This is a genomic window from Pseudomonas capsici (genome assembly GCF_017165765.1).
GTDB classification, from domain to species: domain Bacteria; phylum Pseudomonadota; class Gammaproteobacteria; order Pseudomonadales; family Pseudomonadaceae; genus Aquipseudomonas; species Aquipseudomonas capsici.
The window spans coordinates 67411-85334 of sequence record NZ_JAFGZD010000020.1 but is presented as its reverse complement, the minus strand read 5'-3'; the positions used below and the strand labels follow the sequence as shown (position 1 = coordinate 85334).

Sequence of the window (17924 nt, the reverse complement as noted above, 5' to 3'; positions counted from 1 at the left end):
CTGAATGTGCTGTCGCGACCAAGGCCTCTTGAAGTGGCGGCTATCTGTCAGTGCCCCACATCCTGACGCGCAAACATTTTCACCGCATCGACCGCATGGCTGGTGCCTTCGCTGATCTTTACGATCACAGAGCCGGCCTGATCCGCCAGGTCGACACCCTTGACCGCGTTACTGCGGGTGTTCTCCATGCTGTCGATGGCCTGGCGGGTTTCGTTCTGGATCACACCGATCATCTCCGAAATTTCGGCAGTGGAACGGCTGGTGCGTCCGGCCAGTTGGCGGACCTCATCGGCCACTACCGCAAAACCGCGTCCCTGATCACCGGCACGAGCAGCTTCGATTGCTGCGTTCAGCGCCAGCAGGTTGGTCTGTTCGGCAATGCTGCGGATGGTGTTGACGATGGTGGTGATCTGCTCCGAGCGCTCGCCCAACTGGGTGATGATGCGTGACGAGTCCTCGATATTCACCGAGATCTGGCGCATCTCGGTCGCGGCCTGGTGGATCACCTGAGAGCCTTGTTCGGTGACTTTCTGGGTCTGGACCGAGATGTGATAGGCCTGTGCAGCGCTGCTGGTATCGCGCTCATGCTGTTCGACCCGGTCTGTGATATCCGAGGCGAACTTGATGATTTTCCAGAGCTTCCCGTCGGTGTCGTATACGGGGTTGTAACTGGCTTCCAGCCAGATAATCCGCCCATGGCGGTTGACTCGCTTGAACTGACCGCTGAAGAACTCACCCTTGTTCAGGCGTTTCCAGAAGTCTGCATATTCGCTGCTGCCGGTGATTTCCGGTGGGCACAACAGTTTGTGACTCTTGCCGACCAACTCTTTTTCGCTGTAACCCATCAGATTCGTCAGGTTGCTGTTGGCGCACAGGATCCGGCCTTCCAGATCGAACTCGATCACAGCCATTGCTCGGTCGAGGGCCTGAAGCTTGTTTTTCGCTTCGCTGTCGGCCTTGACCTTGGCGGTGATGTCCAATGCGTACTTGACGATCTTCACGGTCTTGCCCGACTCATCCTTGATCGGGTTGTAACTGGCTTCCAGCCATACCGTCTGGCCGTTGCCGGCCACACGACGGAAAGTCGCGGAGACAAACTCTCCCGCCCTGAGGCGATTCCACAACTGGCTGTATTCGGCACTGCGGGCGTATTCGGGTGGGCAGAATTTGCGGTGTTCCTTGCCCAGCACGTCTTCGCGCCGGTAATGCATGGTGTTCAGGAAGTTGTCATTGACAGTAAGTACAACGCCATTGAGATCGAATTCGATGATGGCCATCGAACGATCGAGGGCTTTCAATAGCCAGGCCTGTTGATCAATGGTTTGCTGGAGGGCAGTTAATTCTTTCTTGTTTGAATTAAATAGCATGGCGGCGTGGCTCAGGAGGAAGTTGCAATGGGAGTTCCCGTCCTTCGGCCTGCGGTGCGTAGGGCACTCGTGCGTATCCTTCTGCGATGATGGCACTATAGGTGGCACTTCGGGCGTTTGTACAACGGATTGTGAAAAAAACATTCAGATGATAACGATGATCAACTTTGTAGATAATACGAGCATTGTTTTGTGTTGGATCACTGAAAAGTTTTATTCAAATGAATATGTCCCGGATTTCCTTGACGCCAATAAAAAGCTGGCAGCCTCTTTATAAAGGCTGCGCCGTGAAAGATGGTTTCAGTCCTCGAACCCCGCCTGCTCATGAATCTCGTCCACCTTCAATTCCAGGCGATAGGCCACGGCGATGAACAGCGCCTGACACAGGCAGAGCGTGGCACTCAACGACCTGAAGGCGAATGAGCTGCCCTCATTGACCAGCAGCACCGAATTGGCCCGCTTGGCCAGGGGCGAGAGGTTGCTGTCGGTGATGATCAGCGTCTTGGCCTGATTGTGCTGGGCGATGCGCAGGCAATGCTGGGTTTCCTTGCCGTAGGGCGTGAAGCTGATGGCAATGACCAGATCATTGGCCCGCACACTGCGCATCTGTTCCCGGTAACTGCCGCCCAGGCCGGAAATCAGATGGATGCGCTTGTTGGTGTGTTGCAGGTTGTAGACCAGATAATCGGCCACGGCGAACGAGCGGCGTACACCAACCACGTAGATATTGTCGGCATTGACCACCAGATCCACGGCTTTCTCGAATTCGTCGTCGTCCAGATCCGCGCCCAGTCGCTCCAGGCCCGACAAGGTGGCATTCACGCATTCGCGAGCCAGATCGCCGCCTCGGGCTTTCTGTGACTTGTTGGCGATCATGTTGCGAATGCGTTGCTGGTAATTCTGAACCGGTGTGGTTTTGTGGGTGTAAGCCTCGCGGAACAGCGCCTGCATTTCACTGAAACCACTGAAGCCGAAGCGCTGTGAAAAGCGCACGATGGCTGAAGGATGAACTTCGCATTCCCGGGCGATATCGCTGATGCGATCGACCATGATCCGGTCGCTCTGCTGGCTCATGTAGCTGGCGATACGTTTGAGCTGACGTGGCAAGCCGTCATATTCATTGGTGATCAGCCGCAGCAGGCCCTCGGCACTGGTCGGTGGCGTATCGAGGCCTGTGTCCGGCAGGGACGGCTGCTCGGTGCTGTTCATATTTCAATCCTTTTTGCTTGTTCTTTAGGGCGCCAGGCGCTGTAGGAAAAGGGTCGAGCGTCGTTGATCACGCATTGATCTGGCCGCTTTCGTACAGAGCCTCAAACTATATCTCACCTGCTTGCCAAGTGTGCCAGCACTCCACGCGCCACTATTGGAAAAAATATTCCACTTGAAAAAATTATAGAATAATTATTGATTGATGTGGCGGGACGTTTTAGGCTCTGTCCTACCAAAAGCATTTCACGCATCAGCGACGTGAGATGCAGGCTGATAAAAATAACAGGAGCCACCATGGGCCAGACTCGCTTTGTCAGTGGGCGTCAGTTGGATCTGATCTGCCTCGGGCGCCTTGGCGTCGATCTCTACGCGCAGCAGGTTGGAGCGCGGCTGGAAGATGTCTCAAGCTTTGCCAAATACCTGGGCGGTTCGTCGGCGAATATCGCCTTCGGCACGGCTCGACTGGGGCTCAAGTCTGCCATGCTCAGTCGTGTCGGCGACGATCATATGGGACGTTTTCTGGTTGAAGCACTGGCGCGCGAAGGCTGTGATGTCAGTGCAATCAAGCGTGATCCCGAGCGCCTCACGGCCATGGTGCTGCTGGGGTTGAAAGATCGTGAAACATTTCCGCTGGTGTTCTACCGCGAAAACTGCGCCGACATGGCTCTGCGCGCCGAGGACATTGACGAAGCCCAGATCGCCTCGAGCAAGGCACTGCTGATTACCGGTACGCATTTCTCCACCGAGCAAGTGTTCAAGGCGAGCAGTCAGGCACTGGACTACGCCGAAAAGCACAACGTCAAACGGATTCTGGATATCGACTACCGGCCTGTCCTGTGGGGATTGGCCGGCAAGGCCGATGGCGAAACCCGTTTTGTCGCCGATCAGCATGTCAGCCAGCATGTGCAGCGCATCCTGCCGCGTTTTGACCTGATTGTCGGCACTGAAGAAGAGTTTCTGATCGCGGGCGGAACCGAGGATTTGCTCGGTGCCTTGCGGGTGGTGCGCGAGCTTACGGCTGCGACCCTGGTGGTCAAGCTCGGGCCTCAGGGCTGCACGGTGATTCACGGCGCGATTCCGGCCCGACTGGAGGATGGTGCCATCTATCCGGGCGTACGGGTCGAAGTGCTGAATGTGCTGGGAGCGGGGGATGCTTTCATGTCCGGCTATCTCAGCGGTTGGCTCAAGGATGCCAGCGACGAGCGCTGCTGCCAGTTGGCCAATGCCTGCGGTGGCCTAGTGGTGTCGCGTCATGCCTGTGCACCGGCCATGCCGACCCCGGCGGAACTGGATTACCTGTTCAACAGCCCGGTGCCGATCACTCGGCCGGATCGCGATGTCACCCTGCAACGCCTGCATCAGGTCAGCGTGCCGCGCAAACAGTGGAAGCAATTGTTCATCTTTGCCTTCGACCATCGCGGACAACTGGTGGAGCTGGCCCAGCAGGCCGGGCGCGACCTGGGCAGCATCAGCCATCTCAAACAGCTGTTTATAACGGCTGTCGAGCGTGTCGAGGCCGATCTGCGCAAGCGCGGCATTGAGGCCGATGTCGGTCTGCTTGCCGACCAGCGATTCGGTCAGGACTCACTCAATGCGGCCACCGGTCGCGACTGGTGGGTTGCCCGACCTGTTGAAGTGCAGGGCTCAAGACCGCTGGCGTTCGAGCATGGCCGTTCGATTGGCAGCAATCTGTTGAGCTGGCCTCAGGAACAGATCATCAAGTGCCTGGTGCAATATCACCCCGATGACGAGCCGCTTCTGCGTCTTGAGCAGGAAGCGCAGATCAAGGGGCTGTACGAGGCTTCCCAGGTCAGTGGCCATGAGCTGCTGCTGGAAATCATTCCGCCCAAGGACCACCCGTCGACTCATCCCGATGTCATGTACCGTGCCCTCAAGCGTCTGTACAACCTGGGGATCTATCCTGCGTGGTGGAAGATCGAAGCGCAGAGCGCCGAGGTCTGGCAACAACTGGATGCCTTGATTCAGGAGCGCGACCCGTATTGCCGTGGCGTGGTGCTGCTGGGCCTCAATGCCCCGGTAGAGGAGCTGGCCGTCGGCTTTGCCCAGGCGCGTCACAGCACCACCTGCAAGGGGTTTGCCGTTGGCCGGACGATTTTCAGGGAGCCGAGTCGCGCCTGGATGGCCGGAGAGATCGACGACGCTACTCTGATAAGTCAGGTGCAAAGTACGTTTATCTGGTTGATCGAGTCCTGGCGCGAAGCCCGCGCCTGACCCCATCGTCATTGACGCAGTGATAACAACAAGAAAAGGTGCAGCCATGCCTGTTTCCGCATCCAACATCCGCATCGGCATCAATCCGATTTCCTGGAGCAACGACGACCTGCCGGCGCTGGGCGGTGAAACGCCGCTGAGTACTGCTCTGAGTGAAGGCAAGGAAATCGGCTACGAAGGTTTTGAGCTCAACGGCAAGTTTCCCAAGGACGCCAAAGGTGTCGGCGATGTGCTGCGTCCTTATGGGCTGGCGCTGGTTTCGGGCTGGTATTCCAGCCGTCTGGCACGCCGTTCGGTGGCCGAGGAAATCGAAGCCATCGCTTCTCATGTACAACTGCTGGCGCAGAACGGTGCTTCGGTGCTGGTGTATGGCGAGGTGGCCGACTCCATTCAGGGGCAGCGTATTCCTCTGGTCGAGCGACCCCGTTTTCACACCGATGCCGCCTGGCGCGAATATGCCGACAAACTCACCGAGCTGGCGCGCTTCACGCTCTCTCAGGGCGTGCGTCTTGCCTATCACCATCACATGGGCGCCTACGTCGAGTCGCCCCAGGACATTGATCGCCTGATGGAGCTGACTGGCCCCGAAGTCGGCCTGCTGTTCGATTCGGGCCACTGTTACATGGGCGGTGGCGAACCCTTGCAGGTGCTGGGCAAGCACATCGACCGCGTCTGTCATGTGCATTTCAAGGATGTGCGCAAGCCGGTCGTGCAACTGGCGCGCAACAATCTCTGGAGTTTCCCTGATTGCATCGTCAACGGCACCTTTACCGTGCCCGGCGATGGCGATATCGATTTTTCGGCGCTGCTCAAGGTGCTGCTGCAGGCCGGTTATCAGGGCTGGCTGGTCGTCGAAGCCGAACAGGACCCTGCCGTCGCGCCCAGTTATGTCTATGCCAAAAAAGGCTATGACACGCTGCGCCAACTCTTGATGGATGCTCGATAACGGAGGACTGAACAATGAATCTGTTGACTAAAAGCAAGGCTCAGGGGCGCGACATCGTCGAGTTGCAAGACGGTGTTCTGGAATATGTAGGCTTCGCCGCCTATCGCCTGGAAACCGGTGAGCGTCTGTCCCTCAATGCCGAAGACAACGAATTGTGTGTGGTACTGCTCACTGGCCATGCCAGTGTGAGCGGTGAGGCATTGGGGCAGGGCGCGTTCAGTTGGGAAAATATCGGTGACCGGCACTCGGTCTTTGAAGACAAGTCGCCGTTCGCCGTGTACCTGCCGCCCCACAGCCAGGCACATTTCACGGCTCTTGGGCCTGCGCAACTGGCGGTGTGCAAGGCTCCCGGCGACAGTTCCAGACACGCCCCGGCACGTCTTATCACGCCGGACAGCATGAAGCGCAGTGTGCGCGGCAAAGACGCCAATACCCGTTATATCTGCGACATCCTGCCGGATACCGAGCAGGCCCATTCGTTGCTGGTGGTGGAAGTGCGCACGCCATCGGGGCATTCCTCCAGCTACCCGCCCCACAAGCACGATATGGATAACCTGCCCCACGAGAGCTATCTCGAAGAAACCTATTACCACCAGGTCAACCCGCCTCAGGGTTTCGTCTTTCAGCGGGTGTACACCGACGATCGCAGCATCGATCAGGCCATGGCCGTGGAAAACAACGATCTGGTGACCGTACCCAAAGGCTATCACCCGGTCAGCGTGCCCTACGGCTACGAGTCTTATTACCTGAACGTGATGGCGGGTCCCAAGCGCGCCTGGCAGTTCAATAACGACCCGCAGCACAGCTGGTTGCTGGATCTTTAACCTCTTTCGATTTGGAGTCAGTCAGATGAGCGAGTCCCCGGTTATCGGCCATTACATAAACGGCCAGTTGAATAACGGTGATGGCGAGCGTTACAGCGATGTGTTCAACCCGGTCACCGGCAAGGTCCAGGCGCGGGTTGCCCTGGCCAGCCTCAAGACTATCGACGAAGCGGTCGCTTCGGCCCAGGCAGCGTTTCCCGCCTGGGCGGATCAGTCGTCCCTGCGGCGTGCGCGGGTCATGTTCAAGTTCAAGGAACTGCTGGACAGGCATCACGAAGAACTGGCGCAGATCATTTGTCGTGAACACGGCAAGGTGCTGTCCGATGCCCGTGGCGAGGTGGTGCGTGGCATTGAAATCGTCGAGTTCGCCTGCGGTGCGCCGAGCCTGCTGAAAAGCGATTACAGCGACAACATCGGTGGCGGCATCGACAACTGGAACCTGCGTCAGCCACTGGGCGTGTGTGCCGGCGTTACGCCGTTCAACTTCCCGGTGATGGTGCCGCTGTGGATGATTCCCCTGGCACTGGTCACCGGCAACTGCTTCATCCTCAAACCTTCGGAGCGTGACCCTTCGGCGAGCCTGCTTATGGCGCGTCTGTTGAAGGAAGCCGGGCTGCCGGACGGCGTCTTCAGTGTCGTGCAGGGCGACAAGGTGGCTGTGGACGGCCTGCTGCAACATCCGGGCATCGAAGCGATTTCCTTTGTCGGTTCGACGCCGATTGCCGAATACATCCACCGGCAAGGCACAGCCCACGGCAAGCGTGTACAGGCATTGGGCGGTGCCAAGAACCATATGATCGTCATGCCCGATGCCGATCTGGATCAGGCTGCCGATGCCTTGATCGGTGCAGCCTATGGTTCGGCGGGCGAACGCTGCATGGCGATTTCCATTGCTGTGGTAGTGGGCGATGTCGGCCAGCAACTGATCGAAAAGCTGCTGCCACGCATCGACCAGCTCAAGGTTGGCGATGGCATGCAGGCCGACTCGGACATGGGGCCGCTGGTCACTGCTGTGCACAAGGCCAAGGTGCAGGGCTATATCGATCAAGGCGTCAAGGAAGGTGCGAAGCTGGTGGTCGACGGTCGCAACTTCACGGTGCCGGGTGCCGAGCAGGGCTTCTTCGTCGGAGCGACGCTGTTCGATAACGTCACCCCCGAGATGCAGATCTACAAGGAAGAAATCTTCGGACCGGTGCTGGGCATCGTCCATGTGCCGGATTTCGCCAGCGCCGTGGCGCTGATCAATGCCCATGAGTTCGGCAACGGTGTGTCCTGCTTCACCAGCGACGGTGGCGTGGCCCGTGCCTTTGCCCGGTCGATCAAGGTCGGCATGGTCGGTATCAACGTGCCGATTCCGGTGCCCATGGCCTGGCATTCATTCGGTGGCTGGAAGCGTTCGCTGTTCGGCGATCACCATGCCTATGGCGAAGAGGGCCTGCGTTTCTACAGCCGCTACAAGAGTGTCATGCAACGCTGGCCGGACAGCATCGCCAAAGGTCCCGAGTTCAGCATGCCAACCGCCAAGTAACAGTCACCTTCAAACAATGGATTGTGGAGAACAATAACAATGAGCCAACCGCTGCGCTTTGCCCTCAATCGTATGGTCGCCCCACGCCTGTCCCTGCCGGACTTCGTTGATCTGGCAGTGAAGCTGGGAGCCGATGCCATCGAAATTCGCAACGACCTCAAGGGAATCGAGATCGAAGACGGTACGCCGCCGCAGACCGTCCGTGAACTATGCACTTCCAGAGGCGTTCGGGTGTTGTCGATCAATGCCTTGTATCCGTTCGATGTGTGGAATGACGAGCGTCGGGCCCAGGCCACGAAGCTGGCGCAATATGCCCGCGATTGTGGTGCCGAAGCGCTGGTGATGTGCCCGCTCAACGATCGTTCCGATACGCGCAGTGCCGGGCAGCGTGCCACGGGGCTGCGCACGGCCTTGACCGAACTGGCGCCGATTCTGCGTGAGCACGGGATTCTCGGTTTCGTCGAGCCGCTGGGTTTCGAGGAATGTGCGCTGCGCTTCAAGCGTCAGGCGGTGGATGCGATCAGAGGAGTTGGCGGGCTGGATGTGTATCGACTGGTGCATGACACCTTCCACCACCATCTGGCGGGTGAGGTTGAGCTGTTCCCCGAACTCACCGGGCTGGTGCATATCTCCGGCGTCGAAGATACCCAGGCTCCCCTCAACAGCATTCGCGACGGACATCGGGTGCTGGTGGGCAAGGCGGACATTCTGGGGAATGCCAGTCAGATCGAACGGTTATTGGCCAGTGGCTACAACGGGCATCTGTCCTTCGAGCCGTTTGCCGAAAGCGTGCATGCTCTGGACAACATTCCCGAGGCAATCGAGCAGAGCATGAGTCATTTGTCCCAATGCTGCCTTCGCGGATAAATCACAAGAACAAGGTGCAAGCATGAGTACAACCCGATTGACCATGGCCCAGGCCTTGGTGAAGTTTCTGGATAACCAGTACGTCGAAGTCGATGGCGTACAGAGCAAGTTCGTCGCCGGAGTGTTCACCATCTTCGGCCATGGCAACGTGCTGGGAATCGGTCAGGCGCTGGAGCAGGACAGTGGCGATCTGGTGGTTCATCAGGGGCGTAACGAGCAGGGCATGTGTCACGCCGCCATCGGTTTTGCCAAGCAGCATCTGCGGCGCAGGATCTACGCCTGCACCTCGTCGGTCGGGCCCGGTGCCGCCAACATGCTGACTGCTGCCGCCACCGCTTCGGCCAACCGGATTCCCTTGCTGTTGCTGCCCGGCGATGTCTACGCCAGTCGCCAGCCCGACCCGGTACTGCAACAGATCGAGCAATTCCACGACCTGAGCATCAGCACCAACGATGCCTTCAAGGCCGTCAGCAAATACTGGGACCGTATCAACCGTCCCGAACAACTGATGAGTGCTGCGCTCAGCGCCATGCGGGTGCTGACCGATCCGGCCGAAACCGGTGCCGTGACCCTGGCCCTGCCTCAGGACGTGCAGGCCGAAGCCTACGATTACCCCGACAGTTTTCTGCAGAAGCGTGTGCATCGTATCGACCGTCGCCCGCCAAGCCGCGCGATGCTCGATGACGCGCTGGCGTTGCTCAAGGGCAAGCGCAAGCCGTTGCTGATCTGTGGTGGCGGGGTGCGTTATTCCGGTGCCGCCCAGGCCTTGCAGGACTTTGCGGAACGCTTCGAGATTCCTTTTGCGGAAACCCAGGCCGGCAAGAGCGCCATTGTTTCTGCTCACCCCCTGAACATGGGCGGCATTGGTGAGACCGGCACGCTGGCGGCCAACCAGTTGGCCAAAGAGGCTGACCTGATCATTGGCGTCGGCACCCGCTACAGCGACTTCACCACCGCCTCGAAATGGTTGTTCCAGAATCCGGACGTGCAGTTTCTCAACCTCAACGTCGGTGCCTTCGACGTGCAGAAACTTGACGGTGTGCAGGTGCTGGCCGATGCCCGGGAAGCCTTGCAGGCATTGCTTCGGGATTTGCAGGCCAGCGACTATCGCGCAGCCTGGGGAGACGCCCCCGGGCGTGCGAAGCAGGAACTGGATGCCGAAGTCGATCGCATTTATGCCGCCGAATACCAGGCCATCGATTTCACTCCGGAAATCAATGACCACATGGACCCGGCCGTATTGCGCGAATTCATCGAGCTGACCGGTTCCTGCCTGACCCAGAGCGCTGTGCTGGGTGTGCTCAACCAGAGCCTGCCACAGGACGCAGTCATCGTCGCCGCCGCTGGCAGTCTGCCGGGCGACCTGCAGCGTGCCTGGCGCAGTACCGGCGTCGATACCTATCACGTCGAGTATGGCTATTCCTGCATGGGCTACGAGGTCAATGCCGCACTGGGCGTCAAGCTGGCTGCGCCGCAGCGGGAAGTCTTCGCGCTGGTGGGGGATGGCTCCTACATGATGTTGCATTCGGAACTGGCAACTTCGGTTCAGGAGCGACGCAAGATCAATGTCGTGCTGCTGGATAACATGACCTTCGGTTGCATCAACAACCTGCAGATGGGCAACGGCATGAACAGCTTCGGCACCGAGTTCCGTTTCCGCAACCCGGAAACCGGCCTGCTCGACGGCGACTTCGTGCCGGTGGACTTCGCCATGAGTGCAGCGGCCTATGGCTGCAAGACCTACAGGGTCAACACCCTTGAGCAACTGCGCGAGGCTCTGGCAGATGCGCAACGGCAAACGGTTTCGACGCTCATCGATATCAAGGTCCTGCCCAAGACCATGATCCACAACTACCTGTCCTGGTGGCGGGTGGGGGTCGCCGAGGTCTCCACCACCGGCACCACGGCCCAGGTGTACGAAAAGCTCAACAAGGAACTGGCCAAGGCCCGTCAATATTGATTGCGGTTATTCATTCGGAATGAATTCAACAGGAGCACTGCAATGGCTTTGAAATTAGGCGTAATCGGTACTGGCGCAATCGGCCGCGATCATATCCGGCGCTGCAGCAAGACCCTGCTCGGCAGTCAGGTGGTGGCCGTCACCGACATCAATCTCGAACAGGCGGCCAATGTGGTTCGTGAGCTGGATATCACGGCTGAAGTCTATGCCGACGGTCACGCCCTGATTGCCGCACCGGATGTGGAAGCAGTGCTGGTGACTTCCTGGGGGCCGACCCATGAAGAGTTCGTGCTGGCAGCGATTGCCGCCGGCAAGCCGGTGTTCTGCGAGAAGCCTCTGGCGGTTACGGCCGAGGGCTGCCGTCGCATCGTCGATGCCGAAGTCGCCCACGGCAAGCGTCTGGTGCAAGTGGGATTCATGCGGCCTTATGACGAAGGCTATCGTGCCCTGAAGGCGGTGATCGACAGCGGCAGGATCGGTGAACCCTTGATGCTGCACTGCGCTCACCGCAACCCGACCGTGGGCGAGAACTACAAGACCGACATGGCAATCACCGACACTTTGATCCACGAGATCGATGTACTGCGCTGGTTGCTCGACGATGACTACATTTCGGTGCAGGTGGTCTTCCCGCGCAAATCCTCCAAAGCGCTGGCGCACCTCCGGGACCCGCAGATCGTCCTGCTGGAAACCGCCAGGGGAACCCGCATCGACGTCGAGGTCTTCGTCAATTGCCAGTACGGTTATGACATCCAGTGCGAAGTGGTTGGCGAGACCGGTATTGCCAGACTGCCCGAACCTTCGCAAGTGCAGTTGCGCAGCGAGGCCAAGCTGTCGAATGCCATCCTGATGGACTGGAAGGACCGTTTTATCGCGGCCTATGATGTCGAATTGCAGGCTTTCATCGATGGTGTGAATGCCGGTAAAGTCGGTGGTCCTTCAGCCTGGGATGGCTACGCAGCTGCGGTAACCGCCGACGCTTGCGTCGAGGCGCAACGCAGTGGTGCGATCGTGCCGGTGAGTCTGGCCAGTCGTCCCGGGTTCTACGGCTGAAAAAGAGTTGCTGGCGATAGCAACAGCAGGAGGACTTCATGCGAATAGGATTGGTAGGCTACGGAAAGGGCGGGCGCTACTTTCATGCGACGCTGCTTTCAAGTTTGCCCGATGCAACCTTTGTGGGGGTCGTGACCCGTTCACCCGAGCGACGGCAGGAAGTGGCCAACGACCACCCCGATGTCGCGACGTTCGACACCCTGGCCGACCTGGTCGCGGCCGGGGTCGATGCCGTGGTGATCTCCACACCGCTGGCTTCGCGTCGTGCCCTGATACTCGAAGCCATCGAGCTGGGTGTGAACGTGGTCAGTGACAAACCCTTTTCCGACAATGCCGCCCAGGCCCGTGAGTTTGTCGACGCGGCGAAGCGGCGCGGCGTGCAGCTCAGCGTCTATCAGAACCGGCGCTGGGATTCGGACTTCCTGACCGTGCGCAAGCTGATCGACAACGATGTGCTTGGCACCATCAACCGTTTTGAATCCAGCATCGAACGCTATTCTCCAAGGTCGGTGGGCAAGACCAGCGGTGGTGGTCTGTTGCGTGATCTTGGCAGTCATCTGGTGGACCAGGCCCTGGTGCTGTTCGGCCCGGTCAGCCGTGTGTATGCCGAACTGCAGTTCAGTGCGCCGGATGCGCCGGATCACGCCTTCTTCATTTCCCTGACCCATGCCAGCGGTGTCGTCTCGCATCTGACCGGCAGTTGTCTGCAAAACACTCCGAGGCCGCGTTTCAGGGTCAGCGGCACCCAGGGTTGCTACAGTGTCGAAGGTCTGGATGGTCAGGAAGAGGCCGCTCTGGCGGGGCTGACGCCCAGGTCTGAAGGCGAACGCTGGGGTGTCGAGGAGCACAGGCGCTGGGGCTGGTTCGAACATGGCGACCACCGGGAGCGGGTTCCCTCTGAGCAGGGATGCTGGCTGGAGTTCTACCGACAGTTGCAGGATTCCATCGACGCACAGGGGCGCAATCCCGTGGATGCGAACGATGCTGTCGCGACTGCCGTCGTGCTGGACGCCGCACGCTTGAGTGCACAGGAGGGGCGGGTGATCGCCTTGTAATCAGCGCGTTTTTTCAGGATTGCATGCAAGCCCCGGTTCTCTGGAGAGAGCCGGGGCTTGCTGCTATCGACATGCCGGGAGGGGGGGAAATAAAAACATAATAAAATTCTAAAATGAGTTGAATTGGAAAATATTTTCCAATAAAGTCGTTTTCAGGTTGCCGACTATCGAATCACCTGCGCTGTCAGACTCGTCTGAAAGTCGCAGGAAACAAGCAAACAAAAACAAGACAAAGATAGGTACCGTCGATGAAAACCCCTACCCGCGGCCAACAGGCCATGCGTTCTGCCCCCTCGTCATTCTGGATCTCTGTCATGGAGCGATTCCTTACGCTCGTCGCACGCGGCATGTGCGTGCAGCACAAGGATGCGCAACTGTTCTGCATACCCGGTGCCACGGGTATTCGTCTGCCGAAGTAACCCGCTCTTCGCTACGTCGTTACCAAGTCTGAACAACAACAAGAATTTGGAGACAGACCTTCATGAAGACCAAGATTCGTTTCACCTCCCTGGCTCTGGCCCTGCTGCTGGGCAGCGGTACTGCCATGGCCGACATCAGGATCGGTGTGGCCATGTCGCAGTTCGATGACACCTGGCTGACTTACCTGCGCGAAGACATGAACGAGCATGCCAAGACCCTGCCCGATGGGGTGAAGCTGCAGTTCGTCGATGCCCGTGCGGATGTGAACAAGCAGATCGATCAGGTGCAGGAGCTCATCAACAAGCAGGTCGACGCGCTGATCGTCAATCCCGTGGACACCGCAGCGACAGCCCGTATTACCAAGGTCGCCACGGAGAAGGGAATACCGCTGGTCTACGTCAATCGCCGTCCCGATGATCCGAAACTGCCCCAGGGTGTGGCTACCGTCACCTCCGATGACATGGAGGCAGGCCGCATGCAGATGCAGTACATCGCCGAAAAACTGGGTGGCAAGGGCAGTGTCATGATCCTGCTGGGGGATCTGGCCAACAACTCGACGCAGAACCGTACCAAAGGCGTCAAAGAGGTATTGAGCAAATACCCCGACATCAAGATCGATCAGGAGCAGACCGGTGTCTGGCTACGTCAAAAAGGCATGGACCTGACCAACGACTGGATCACCCAGGGCAGAGCCTTCAATGCGGTGCTGGCCAACAACGACGAAATGGCGATCGGCGCCTCCATGGCTCTCAAGCAGGCCGGCGTCAAGCCCGGCAGTGTGCTGGTTGCCGGAGTGGACGGCACGCCCGATGGTCTGAGTGCCGTGAAGCGTGGCGATCTGGCGGTATCGGTCTTTCAGGATGCCAACGGCCAGGCTACAGGGGCAATCGATGCCGCCGTGAAGCTGGCCAAGAAGGAAAAGGTCGAGCCACAGGCCATCCTGATTCCGTATCGCCTGATCACACCTGAAAACGTCGACGAATTCACTAAAAAGAAACAGTGAAGAGGCATGGGAGGGCGGTCGCCTGCTCTCCCATGGCCTGTTGCTTGAGGAGTTTCGATCATGTTCGGTTCCGCTACTGCCACCCGCCATGCCCAGCGCGAGACGCCGTCCGCTGCCCGTGCCGATAACCCGGACGCCACTGACGTTTCATCCCCCTATCTGCTGGAAATCAGCAATATCAGCAAGGGCTTTCCGGGCGTCATCGCCCTCAACGATGTACAGCTGCGGGTACGGCCCGGCACTGTGCTGGCCCTGATGGGCGAGAATGGCGCAGGCAAGTCGACCCTGATGAAAATCATCGCCGGGATCTATCAACCCGATGCCGGCGAGATACGCCTGCGGGGCAATCCCGTGCGCTTCGATACGCCTCTGGCCGCCTTGCAGGCGGGTATTGCCATGATCCATCAGGAATTGAACCTGATGCCGTTCATGAGCATCGCGGAGAACATCTGGATCGGTCGCGAACAACTCAACAGCCTGCACATGGTCGACCACCGGGAAATGTACCGCTGCACGGCCGAACTGCTGGAGCGCTTGCGCATCAGGCTCGATCCGCAGGAACTGGTGGGCAACCTGAGCATTGCCGAGCGGCAGATGGTGGAGATTGCCAAGGCGGTTTCCTATGACTCCGACATCCTCATCATGGACGAGCCGACATCGGCCATTACCGAGACGGAAGTCGCCCACCTGTTTTCGATCATTGCCGACCTGCGCGCCCAGGGCAAAGGCATCATCTATATCACCCACAAGATGAGCGAAGTTTTCGAGATTGCCGACGAAGTGGCGGTGTTTCGCGACGGTGCCTATATCGGCTTGCAGCGTGCGGAAAGCATGGACGGCGACAGCCTGATCTCGATGATGGTCGGGCGCGAACTGACCCAGCTCTTTCCCGAACGGGAAAAGCCCATTGGTGACCTGCTGCTGTCGGTACGTGATCTGAGCCTGGATGGGGTATTCCAGGGTGTGTCCTTCGACTTGCATGCCGGTGAGATTCTTGGCATTGCCGGGCTGATGGGCTCCGGCCGGACCAATGTGGCCGAAACCCTGTTCGGTATCACCCCCAGTGAAGAAGGCGAAATTCAGCTCGATGGGGTGCCGGTGCGTATTACCGACCCGCATCAGGCCATTGAAAAAGGCTTCGCGTTACTGACCGAGGACCGCAAGCTTACGGGGCTGTTTCCCTGTCTGTCGGTCATGGAAAACATGGAAATGGCTGTTCTGGCCAATTACGCCGGCAACGGTTTCGTCCAGCAGAAAGCCCTGCGGCTGATGTGCGAAGACATGTGCAAGAAGTTGCGCGTCAAGACGCCGTCCCTTGAACAGTGCATCGATACGCTTTCCGGCGGTAATCAGCAGAAGGCATTGCTGGCCCGCTGGCTGATGACCAACCCCAGAATCCTGATTCTCGATGAGCCGACCCGTGGCATCGATGTGGGGGCCAAGGCGGAAATCTATCGACTGATTTCCCTGCTGGCTGGCGAGGGCATGGCCGTGATCATGATTTCCTCCGAATTGCCTGAAGTGCTGGGCATGAGCGACCGGGTCATGGTCATGCACGAAGGCGAAATGATGGGCATCCTCGATCGCAGTGAGGCCACCCAGGAAAAGGTCATGCATCTGGCTTCCGGCAATCTGGTTCACTGAGTTGCCCGTCCGGACTGATGGCAGAAAAAGAACAAGAGGGAAATGGAAATGAGCAACGCAATTTTGCAGAACAAGCCGGCCCTGGCGCCGAACAAGAGCAAACGGCGGCTGCCTACCGAACTGAGTATTTTTCTGGTGCTGATCGGTATCGGGCTGGTTTTCGAATTGTTGGGCTGGATCGTGCGCGACCAGAGCTTCCTGCTCAACTCCCAGCGACTGGTCTTGATGATCCTGCAAGTCTCGATCATCGGCCTGCTGGCGATCGGGGTCACTCAGGTGATCATCACCACCGGTATCGATCTGTCGTCCGGCTCGGTGCTGGCCCTGTCGGCGATGATTGCCGCCAGTCTGGCGCAGACGTCGGACTTTTCCCGGGCGGTCTTTCCTTCGCTCACTGACCTGCCGGTCTGGATACCGGTGGTCGTGGGGCTTGGAGTCGGACTGCTGGCCGGGGCAATCAACGGCAGCATCATCGCAATCACCGGGATTCCACCCTTCATCGCCACTCTGGGCATGATGGTATCGGCTCGCGGGTTGGCGCGTTTCTATACCGAAGGCCAGCCGGTGAGCATGCTTTCGGACTCCTATACGGCCATTGGTCAGGGGGCGATGCCGGTCATCATTTTCCTGGTTGTCGCGGTGATCTTTCATATTGCCTTGCGCTACACCAAGTATGGCAAGTACACCTACGCCATCGGCGGTAACATGCAGGCGGCTCGTACTTCGGGTATCAACGTCAAGCGTCATCTGGTCATTGTCTACAGCATTGCAGGCCTGCTGGCGGGGCTGGCCGGGGTCGTGGCTTCGGCGCGGGCGGCGACAGGGCAGGCGGGGATGGGCATGTCCTATGAACTGGATGCCATTGCCGCCGCCGTGATCGGTGGCACCAGTCTGGCCGGTGGTGTCGGACGCATTACCGGCACCGTGATCGGTGCGCTGATCCTGGGGGTCATGGCCAGCGGCTTCACTTTCGTGGGTGTGGATGCTTATGTTCAGGACATCATCAAGGGCCTGATCATTGTGGTTGCGGTGGTAATCGATCAATATCGCAACAAGCGCAAAGCCAAGCGTTGATAGCGGATTGAGCACAAAAGGGCCTTCAACGGGCCCTTTTGTGCTTTTTCCTTTACCGGAACTGATCTCTCAAAGCAGAGTCAGAGGCTCTTCACAAAGGTTTCAAGGCCTGATTTTCAGGGGCGTCAATGCACTCGGGGGACAAAATCCCTTCAATTGTATTGCCGACGGGCCAAGCCGGCCTTAGACTGCCGCCCCTCGTAAATTGAGTGCCTGGTGGCGCTTGGAGATCATGGCGCTTTTACGGCAACGTTGAGCCGCTCCTCAATGCACGTTTTTTTATAGAGAAATCAATGACAAAGGAAAAGTTGCTGGCCATGCCGGCCGATGACTACATGAATGCTGAACAGCATGCTTTCTTCGTCGAGCTGTTGCAGGCCATGAAGGTTGAAATCCACGAGCGTATCGAGCAAAGCCGCATTGCTATCGAGAGCCTGGACACCCCGGCCGATCCTGCCGACGCTGCTTCGGTAGAAGAAGAGCGTCATTGGCTGGTCAATGTCATCGATCGCGATCAGCGCATGCTTCCACAACTGGAAATGGCTCTGTCGCGCATTGCCGATGACACCTTTGGCTGGTGCGACGACAGCGGAGAGCCTATTGGCCTCAAGCGTCTGCTGATCAGCCCGACGACCAAATATTGCATCGAGGCGCAAGAGCGCCACGAGCAGATCGACAAGCATCAGCGTCAGGCCTGATCCTCAGGCTGGACTGGTGTGTCACCTGACCGGGAGGCTATCTT

13 protein-coding genes and 2 pseudogenes are annotated in these 17924 nt (G+C 58.6%); 12 read left to right on the top strand and 3 right to left on the bottom strand.

Features of this window, described 5'->3' with window-relative positions; all coding sequences use genetic code 11:
• Positions 1–47 precede the first annotated feature (47 nt).
• The 3 genes and pseudogenes from JSY17_RS26160 to JSY17_RS21240 form a co-directional block, all read right to left on the bottom strand.
• Positions 48–488, bottom strand: a pseudogene (locus tag JSY17_RS26160) (methyl-accepting chemotaxis protein); the annotation flags it as partial.
• A gap of 105 nt (positions 489–593) precedes the next feature.
• Positions 594–1367, bottom strand: a pseudogene (locus tag JSY17_RS26155) (PAS domain-containing protein); the annotation flags it as partial.
• Between the two features lie 300 nt (positions 1368–1667).
• A complete protein-coding gene (locus JSY17_RS21240) occupies positions 1668–2576 on the bottom strand; it encodes a MurR/RpiR family transcriptional regulator (RefSeq protein ID WP_025259402.1) in 909 nt (302 codons plus the stop codon).
• A gap of 294 nt (positions 2577–2870) precedes the next feature.
• Here JSY17_RS21240 and JSY17_RS21235 point away from each other — a divergent pair, with 294 nt between their 5' ends.
• The 12 genes from JSY17_RS21235 to JSY17_RS21180 all read left to right on the top strand — a co-directional run bounded on the left by JSY17_RS21235 (position 2871) and on the right by JSY17_RS21180 (position 17880).
• Positions 2871–4808, top strand: coding sequence for a bifunctional 5-dehydro-2-deoxygluconokinase/5-dehydro-2-deoxyphosphogluconate aldolase (locus tag JSY17_RS21235; protein ID WP_206402881.1), 1938 nt, complete (start codon positions 2871–2873; stop codon positions 4806–4808).
• Positions 4809–4854: 46 nt separating this feature from the next.
• Positions 4855–5754 (top strand): myo-inosose-2 dehydratase, encoded by a 900-nt coding sequence (iolE, locus tag JSY17_RS21230; RefSeq protein WP_117183778.1) that lies wholly within the window; start codon positions 4855–4857, stop codon positions 5752–5754.
• 14 nt (positions 5755–5768) lie between these two features.
• Complete coding sequence (iolB, locus tag JSY17_RS21225; RefSeq protein WP_117183777.1) at positions 5769–6578, top strand: 5-deoxy-glucuronate isomerase; 810 nt, start codon at positions 5769–5771, stop codon at positions 6576–6578.
• A 25-nt stretch (positions 6579–6603) separates the two neighbouring features.
• Complete coding sequence (locus JSY17_RS21220; RefSeq protein ID WP_200980482.1) at positions 6604–8106, top strand: CoA-acylating methylmalonate-semialdehyde dehydrogenase; 1503 nt, start codon at positions 6604–6606, stop codon at positions 8104–8106.
• A gap of 39 nt (positions 8107–8145) precedes the next feature.
• Positions 8146–8973, top strand: coding sequence for a TIM barrel protein (locus JSY17_RS21215; protein ID WP_201013452.1), 828 nt, complete (start codon positions 8146–8148; stop codon positions 8971–8973).
• A gap of 22 nt (positions 8974–8995) precedes the next feature.
• A complete protein-coding gene (gene iolD, locus JSY17_RS21210) occupies positions 8996–10933 on the top strand; it encodes a 3D-(3,5/4)-trihydroxycyclohexane-1,2-dione acylhydrolase (decyclizing) (RefSeq protein WP_200999507.1) in 1938 nt (645 codons plus the stop codon).
• 42 nt (positions 10934–10975) lie between these two features.
• Positions 10976–11986: a Gfo/Idh/MocA family protein gene (locus JSY17_RS21205; protein ID WP_117186297.1), complete on the top strand. Its 1011-nt coding sequence runs from the start codon at positions 10976–10978 to the stop codon at positions 11984–11986.
• 38 nt (positions 11987–12024) lie between these two features.
• Positions 12025–13041, top strand: coding sequence for a Gfo/Idh/MocA family protein (locus tag JSY17_RS21200; RefSeq protein WP_117186298.1), 1017 nt, complete (start codon positions 12025–12027; stop codon positions 13039–13041).
• Between the two features lie 481 nt (positions 13042–13522).
• Positions 13523–14464, top strand: coding sequence for a sugar ABC transporter substrate-binding protein (locus JSY17_RS21195; protein WP_117183771.1), 942 nt, complete (start codon positions 13523–13525; stop codon positions 14462–14464).
• 60 nt (positions 14465–14524) lie between these two features.
• Entirely contained in the window at positions 14525–16108 is a 1584-nt protein-coding gene (locus tag JSY17_RS21190) for a sugar ABC transporter ATP-binding protein (RefSeq protein WP_117183770.1), read from the top strand.
• 48 nt (positions 16109–16156) lie between these two features.
• Positions 16157–17182: an ABC transporter permease gene (locus JSY17_RS21185; RefSeq protein WP_025259413.1), complete on the top strand. Its 1026-nt coding sequence runs from the start codon at positions 16157–16159 to the stop codon at positions 17180–17182.
• Between the two features lie 293 nt (positions 17183–17475).
• Entirely contained in the window at positions 17476–17880 is a 405-nt protein-coding gene (locus JSY17_RS21180; RefSeq protein ID WP_025259414.1) for a TraR/DksA family transcriptional regulator, read from the top strand.
• Positions 17881–17924 lie beyond the last annotated feature (44 nt).

Excerpts from the sequence above, each read along its gene's own strand:
- JSY17_RS21240 (WP_025259402.1), bottom strand. The coding sequence starts at position 2,576 with ATGAACAGCACCGAGCAGCCGTCCCTGCCGGACACAGGCCTCGATACG.
- JSY17_RS21235 (WP_206402881.1), top strand. The coding sequence starts at position 2,871 with ATGGGCCAGACTCGCTTTGTCAGTGGGCGTCAGTTGGATCTGATCTGC.
- iolE (WP_117183778.1), top strand. The coding sequence starts at position 4,855 with ATGCCTGTTTCCGCATCCAACATCCGCATCGGCATCAATCCGATTTCC.
- iolB (WP_117183777.1), top strand. The coding sequence starts at position 5,769 with ATGAATCTGTTGACTAAAAGCAAGGCTCAGGGGCGCGACATCGTCGAG.
- JSY17_RS21220 (WP_200980482.1), top strand. The coding sequence starts at position 6,604 with ATGAGCGAGTCCCCGGTTATCGGCCATTACATAAACGGCCAGTTGAAT.
- JSY17_RS21215 (WP_201013452.1), top strand. The coding sequence starts at position 8,146 with ATGAGCCAACCGCTGCGCTTTGCCCTCAATCGTATGGTCGCCCCACGC.
- iolD (WP_200999507.1), top strand. The coding sequence starts at position 8,996 with ATGAGTACAACCCGATTGACCATGGCCCAGGCCTTGGTGAAGTTTCTG.
- JSY17_RS21205 (WP_117186297.1), top strand. The coding sequence starts at position 10,976 with ATGGCTTTGAAATTAGGCGTAATCGGTACTGGCGCAATCGGCCGCGAT.
- JSY17_RS21200 (WP_117186298.1), top strand. The coding sequence starts at position 12,025 with ATGCGAATAGGATTGGTAGGCTACGGAAAGGGCGGGCGCTACTTTCAT.
- JSY17_RS21195 (WP_117183771.1), top strand. The coding sequence starts at position 13,523 with ATGAAGACCAAGATTCGTTTCACCTCCCTGGCTCTGGCCCTGCTGCTG.
- JSY17_RS21190 (WP_117183770.1), top strand. The coding sequence starts at position 14,525 with ATGTTCGGTTCCGCTACTGCCACCCGCCATGCCCAGCGCGAGACGCCG.
- JSY17_RS21185 (WP_025259413.1), top strand. The coding sequence starts at position 16,157 with ATGAGCAACGCAATTTTGCAGAACAAGCCGGCCCTGGCGCCGAACAAG.
- JSY17_RS21180 (WP_025259414.1), top strand. The coding sequence starts at position 17,476 with ATGACAAAGGAAAAGTTGCTGGCCATGCCGGCCGATGACTACATGAAT.